The sequence below is a fragment of the Citrobacter sp. genome (assembly GCF_050252275.1).
GTDB lineage: Bacteria > Pseudomonadota > Gammaproteobacteria > Enterobacterales > Enterobacteriaceae > Citrobacter_A > Citrobacter_A amalonaticus.
In genome coordinates, this window is record NZ_JBFWLF010000256.1 from 1 (window position 1) to 6,706 (window position 6,706).

Annotated in this window: 5 protein-coding genes; 3 read left to right on the forward strand and 2 right to left on the reverse strand. The window is 56.2% G+C overall.

What is annotated here, in order from left to right:
• The 3 genes from glnD to AB7E14_RS18450 all read left to right on the forward strand — a co-directional run.
• Nucleotides 1–2,658: bifunctional uridylyltransferase/uridylyl-removing protein GlnD (gene glnD / locus AB7E14_RS18440; protein ID WP_428169775.1), on the forward strand; the 2,658-nt coding region annotated here is incomplete at its 5' end.
• Nucleotides 2,659–2,688: 30 nt separating this feature from the next.
• Complete coding sequence (gene dapD, locus AB7E14_RS18445) at nucleotides 2,689–3,513, forward strand: 2,3,4,5-tetrahydropyridine-2,6-dicarboxylate N-succinyltransferase (RefSeq protein ID WP_042997869.1); 825 nt, start codon at nucleotides 2,689–2,691, stop codon at nucleotides 3,511–3,513.
• A gap of 109 nt (nucleotides 3,514–3,622) precedes the next feature.
• Complete coding sequence (locus AB7E14_RS18450; RefSeq protein ID WP_042997870.1) at nucleotides 3,623–4,009, forward strand: DUF3461 family protein; 387 nt, start codon at nucleotides 3,623–3,625, stop codon at nucleotides 4,007–4,009.
• A 97-nt stretch (nucleotides 4,010–4,106) separates the two neighbouring features.
• On the opposite strand, the gene cdaR is transcribed toward AB7E14_RS18450, so the two are convergent.
• Both cdaR and degP read right to left on the reverse strand, forming a co-directional pair.
• On the reverse strand, nucleotides 4,107–5,264 hold the full coding sequence (cdaR, locus tag AB7E14_RS18455; RefSeq protein ID WP_044255383.1) for a DNA-binding transcriptional regulator CdaR: 1,158 nt from the start codon (nucleotides 5,262–5,264) through the stop codon (nucleotides 4,107–4,109).
• Nucleotides 5,265–5,414: 150 nt separating this feature from the next.
• Nucleotides 5,415–6,706, reverse strand: a 1,292-nt coding sequence (gene degP, locus AB7E14_RS18460; RefSeq protein WP_428169776.1) for a serine endoprotease DegP, incomplete at its 5' end; no start/stop codon positions are given.

A 6,706-nucleotide genomic window follows, 5' to 3' on the forward strand; every position in this document is an offset into this window, starting at 1 on the left:
GAACAACACGCGAATACCGCACTCCCCACCCTCCCCGGTCAGCCGCAGAACCCGGGGACCTGGTCTCGCGACGAACTCACCGTCGCCGGAATCAAAACGCATATCGACGCGTTCCAGCAATGGCTGGGCGATGCCTTCGACAGCGGGATTTCCGCCGAACAGCTGATTGAAGCCCGGACCGAGTTTATCGACCAGTTGCTGCAACGTCTGTGGATCGACGCAGGTTTTGGACAGATTGCCGATCTGGCGCTGGTCGCCGTCGGTGGCTACGGACGCGGTGAGCTTCACCCGCTTTCCGATATCGACCTGCTCATCCTGAGTCGTAAAAAATTACCGGACGATCAGGCGCAAAAGGTCGGCGAGCTGCTGACATTGCTGTGGGACGTCAAACTGGAGGTCGGGCACAGCGTACGTACGTTGGAAGAATGCCTGCTGGAAGGGTTGTCGGACCTGACCGTCGCCACCAACCTGATTGAGACCCGTCTGTTGATTGGTGACGTGGCCCTTTTTCTGGCGCTGCAAAAACATATCTTCAGCGAAGGTTTCTGGCCCTCCGACAAGTTCTACGCCGCCAAAGTGGAAGAGCAGCATCAGCGCCACCAGCGCTATCACGGCACCAGCTATAACCTCGAGCCGGATATCAAAAGTAGCCCCGGCGGTCTGCGCGATATCCACACGCTGCAGTGGGTCGCCCGTCGCCATTTTGGCGCTACCTCGCTCGACGAAATGGTCGGCTTCGGCTTTTTGACTCAGGCAGAGCGCGCTGAGCTCAACGAGTGCCTGCACATTCTGTGGCGCATTCGTTTTGCCCTGCATTTAGTGGTCAGTCGTTACGATAACCGCCTGCTGTTCGATCGCCAGTTGAGCGTCGCTCAGCGCCTGAATTACAGCGGCGAAGGCAACGAGCCGGTTGAGCAGATGATGAAGGATTATTTCCGCGTCACCCGCCGCGTCACGGAACTCAACCAGATGCTGCTGCAGCTGTTTGACGAAGCGATCCTCGCGCTGTCCGCCGACGAAAAGCCGCGTCCTATTGATGACGATTTTCAACTGCGCGGTACGCTGATCGATCTGCGTCAGGACGATCTGTTCATCCGCGAACCGGAAGCGATCCTACGGATGTTCTATACCATGGTACGCAACAGTGCGATCACCGGGATCTACTCCACCACCCTGCGCCATCTGCGCCATGCGCGCCGCCACCTGAATCAGCCACTGTGCTACATCCCGGAGGCGCGATCGCTGTTTCTCAGTATGCTGCGTCACCCTGGTGCGGTCAGCCGCGGTCTGCTGCCGATGCACCGCCATAGCGTGCTGTGGGCCTACATGCCGCAGTGGTCACGTATTGTCGGGCAGATGCAGTTTGACCTGTTCCATGCTTACACGGTGGACGAACACACGATTCGCGTGATGCTGAAGCTGGAAAGTTTTGCCAAAGAAGAGACCCGTCAGCGCCACCCATTGTGCGTGGATCTCTGGCCGCGTCTGCGACAGCCTGAGCTAATTTTTATCGCCGCGCTGTTCCATGATATTGCCAAAGGACGCGGCGGCGACCACTCGGTGCTGGGCGCACAGGACGTGCTCAAGTTTGCGGAACTGCACGGCCTGAACTCGCGCGAAACGCAGCTGATTGCCTGGCTGGTTCGCCAGCACCTGCTGATGTCGGTGACCGCTCAGCGCCGGGATATTCAGGACCCCGAAGTGATTAAGCAGTTCGCCGAAGAAGTACAGACGGAACATCGCCTGCGCTTCCTGGTTTGCCTGACGGTGGCGGATATATGCGCCACTAACGAAACGCTATGGAACAGCTGGAAGCAAAGTTTGCTGCGCGAGCTGTACTTCGCCACGGAAAAACAGCTGCGTCGGGGAATGCAAAACACGCCGGATATGCGCGAACGCGTGCGCCATCACCAGTTGCAGGCGCTGGCGCTGCTGCGGATGGATAACATTGATGAAGAAGCATTGCACCATATCTGGTCGCGCTGTCGCGCCAACTACTTCGTGCGCCACAGCCCGAACCAGCTGGCCTGGCATGCGCGTCATCTGTTGCAGCACGATCTCAGCGAGCCGCTAATTCTGCTCAGCCCGCAGGCAACGCGCGGCGGGACGGAAATATTCATCTGGAGTCCGGATCGCCCGTATCTGTTTGCCGCCGTCTGCGCCGAGCTGGACCGGCGTAACCTCAGCGTCCACGATGCGCAGATTTTCACCACCCGCGATGGCATGGCGATGGATACCTTTATCGTACTGGAACCGGACGGCAGCCCGCTGTCGTCAGACAGGCATGAAGCCATCCGCTTTGGGCTGGAACAGGCAATCACCCAGCGCAGCTGGCAGCCGCCGCAGCCGCGCCGACAGCCGGCAAAATTACGCCACTTTACCGTCGATACCGAGGTCACATTCCTGCCCACGCACACCGACCGCAAATCGTTCCTCGAGCTTATCGCGCTCGATCAGCCAGGGCTGCTGGCGCGGGTCGGGCAAATTTTTGCCGATCTAGGAATTTCGCTTCATGGCGCCCGAATTACAACCATTGGTGAGCGAGTAGAAGATTTATTCATAATCGCTACAGCAGACCGGCGTGCACTTAATAATGCGCTACAGCAGGAAGTGCATCAACGGTTGACAGAGGCCCTCAATCCAAACGATAAAGGGTAGTGTGTTTATTTATAGGGAAAGAGTTTAACAATGCAGCAGTTACAGAACGTTATTGAGACCGCTTTTGAGCGCCGTGCCGACATTACTCCGGCCAATGTGGATACCGTGACCCGTGAAGCGGTGAATCAGGTGATTTCCCTGCTGGACTCCGGCGCGCTGCGCGTGGCAGAAAAGGTAGACGGTCAGTGGGTGACTCACCAGTGGTTGAAGAAAGCGGTGCTGCTCTCTTTCCGTATCAACGATAACCAGGTGATCGATGGCGCGGAAAGCCGCTACTTCGATAAAGTGCCGATGAAATTCGCCGACTACGACGAAGCACGCTTCCAGAAAGAAGGCTTCCGTGTGGTTCCGCCTGCGGCAGTTCGTCAGGGTGCGTTTATCGCCCGTAACACCGTGCTGATGCCGTCCTATGTCAACATCGGCGCTTACGTTGATGAAGGCACGATGGTCGATACCTGGGCAACCGTCGGTTCCTGCGCGCAGATCGGCAAGAACGTTCACCTCTCCGGCGGCGTCGGCATCGGTGGCGTACTGGAGCCGCTGCAGGCGAACCCGACCATCATCGAAGATAACTGCTTTATCGGCGCGCGTTCTGAAGTCGTAGAAGGCGTGATTGTCGAAGAAGGCTCGGTGATTTCGATGGGCGTTTATATTGGTCAGAGCACCCGCATTTACGACCGTGAAACCGGTGAAGTCCATTATGGTCGCGTTCCGGCAGGCTCCGTTGTCGTTTCCGGCAACCTGCCGTCGAAAGATGGCAAGTACAGCCTGTACTGTGCGGTAATTGTGAAAAAAGTCGACGCCAAAACCCGTGGCAAGGTCGGCATCAACGAGTTATTGCGTACCATCGACTAACGGCGATTTGAAAAAGCGGGCTTAGCCCGCTTTTTTTACATCTGCGAGTGGCAGAAACAGGGCTTTTCGTTAATTATTCAATAGTTATAGTGAGCTTAAGGGTACCGCTATGTATGACAATCTGAAAAGTCTGGGCATTACTAATCCTGAAGAAATCGATCGTTACAGCCTGCGGCAAGAAGCCAATAACGATATCCTGAAAATCTATTTCCAGAAGGATAAAGGTGAGTTCTTTGCCAAAAGCGTGAAGTTTAAATACCCCCGCCAGCGCAAAACCGTGGTTGCCGATGGAGTGGGTCAGGGATACAAAGAGGTACAGGAGATCAGTCCCAACCTGCGCTATGTGATCGACGAACTCGATCAGATCTGCCAGCGCGATCGCACGGAAGTGGATCTAAAACGTAAGATCCTTGATGATTTACGCCATCTGGAAAGCGTGGTGGCGAATAAGATCACCGAAATCGAAGCCGATCTGGAAAAACTGACGCGTAAATAAGCTGTTAGTTGCCGGATGGCGGCGTCATACGCCTCCTTATCAGGCCTACAGGCACATCCGCGTAGGCCTGATAAGCGTAGCGCCATCAGGCAATGAATCAATGCTGCTCATCCAGCTGTAACGCCACGTACAGCAGCAGCCGATCATCGAAATTCCCCAAATCCAGCCCGGTCAATTCTGAAATGCGATTCAGTCGATATTCCAGCGTATTCCGGTGAATAAACAGCGCCTTAGAGGTCGCCAGCGGCTGCACGTTGTGGCGAAACCACGCCGCCAGAGTGCGGCGCAACAGGCCGTTATTGTCCATCGCCTTCAGCCGCACCAACGGACGCGCCAGCTCATTGGCCTGCCAGCCGCCGCGCAGACTGTCGAGCAGTACCGGCAGCATTAAGTCCTGATAAAAGTAGCTGCGGCTTTCCGGCATTCGTTGTTTGCCGACCATCATCGTCGTGCGCGCAGTACGGTACGAACGCGCGATACTGCCAGGCCCGGTAAAATAGTTGCCCAGCGAAACGCGAAAGCGCAACTGTCCGTTCTCTTTCATGCGCGCAATCAGCTGCTCAACGCGCTTGCGGTGATCTTCGGCATCCCAACGGCCAAACGAATTCAACGCCGGTTTTAACACCACCATCTCGGTCAGCGAAACGATCGCAATCAGGTTATTACGCTCCGGGGTGGTCAGTGCGTTCTGTAACTGCTGCAACTCCGCCATAGCGCTGTCCACGCCGAGTTGTCCGCTGTCCACTTCCACCACCGCCACCACGCGCGGCTGGTTGAGGTCGATCCCTAAACGTTGCGCCCACTCGGTCAACGCTGGCGTGTTCTCTTCCGCCTGAATCAGGTTCATCACCAACTCTTCACGCAGGCGACTGTCCTGGGCCAGCAGATGCATCAGGCGCGACTGCTCCAGCATCATCTCCGCCGTCATGCACACCAGTTCGCCATATTTGCGCAGATGTTCCGGTTCGCCGGTCAGGCCGATCACGCCCACAATTTCGCCTTCCAGGCGCAGCGGCAGGTTGATCCCCTGACGAACGCCATGCAGATGACGCGCAACGGCATCATCGATGTCCACCACGCGGCCCTGAGAGAGGACTAACAGCGCGCCTTCGTGCAATTCCCCAATTCGCTCGCGATCGCCGCTGCCGATGATCCGTCCACGGGCATCCATCACGTTGATATTGGTATCAATAATGCGCATCGTGCGTGCCACGATATCCTGCGCCATTTTGGTATCAAGATGCCAGCCAGCCATAAAGCCCTCCTGTGAGCAGAGCTCCAGCATAAAGAAGATAACAAACGCTGACATTGTGCAGATGCACAAAGCAAAGGGAAGAAGTATGGAGTTGTGGGAAATATCACAAAAAGAAACCCCTTCCTGTGACAGGAAGGGGTTTTGGGGAGATTACTGCATCAACAGGTAGATATTGCTGTCGCCACGCTGAATGTTCAACGCCAGGACAGACGGTTTGCTGTCGAGGATTTTACGCAGTTCGGCGATGTTTTTCACCGGCTGCTGGTTAGCGCCGACAATCACATCCCCTTTCTTGAGGCCAATCTGCGCCGCCGGGGTGTTCGCTTTCACGTTGTTCACCACGACGCCTTTATCCTGACCTTTATTACTCATTTCAGCCCCTTCAATACCGCTGAAGATGGAGCTGGAATCAACCTGAGTCTGGCTGCTCTGCTGCAGTTCCAGATTCACGGTAACCGGCTTACCGTCGCGCAGCAGGCCGAGGGTAATTTTGCTGCCCACCGGCATGGTGCCAACCTGCGCACGCAGTGCGGCAAAGCTGCTGATCGGCTTACCGTTCAGGGAGGTGATCACATCACCGGCTTTAATACCGGCCTTCGAAGCGGACGAGTTCGGCATGACCTGGCTGACAAAGGCACCGCGCTGTGCATCAACTTTCATCGCTTTCGCCAGTTCGGAGCTCAGTTCGGTACCCATGATTCCCAGTTCGCCGCGTTTCACCTGGCCGAACTCCACCATCTGAGAGGTCAGGTTTTTCACCATATTGCTCGGGATCGCAAAACCGATACCGATGTTGCCGCCGTCCGGCGCGAGGATCGCCGTGTTAATACCGATCAACTCGCCGTTCAGGTTAACCAACGCACCGCCGGAGTTACCGCGGTTGATCGCCGCATCGGTCTGAATGAAGTTTTCATAGTTCTGCGCATTCAGGCCGCTACGGCCCAGGGCAGAGACGATACCGGAAGTGACCGTCTCGCCGAGACCAAACGGGTTACCGATGGCGACAGTGTAATCCCCCACTCGCAGGGTGTCGGAGTCAGCCAGCTTAATCGCCGTCAGGTTTTTCGGATCCTGAATCTGGATCAGCGCAATATCAGAGCGCGGGTCTTTGCCGACGATCTTAGCGTCGAATTTACGGCCATCGCTCAGTTGAACCTTAATCACCGTGGCGTTATCCACCACGTGGTTGTTGGTGACGACATAGCCTTTCGCGGCATCAATGATGACACCGGAACCCAGTGCCATAAACTTCTGCTGCTGGCCGCCGCCATTACCGCCCTGTGGGCCGCCCTGGCAGAAAGGCGAACTCTGGAACGGGGAACCGTCCTGGCAGAACGGGGAATCATCACCAAAGAACTGCTGGAAATTACGCGGCATCCGCGGCGTATTGACGGTTGTGCTACCTTCCACGTTAATGCTGACCACCGATGGCATCACTTTTT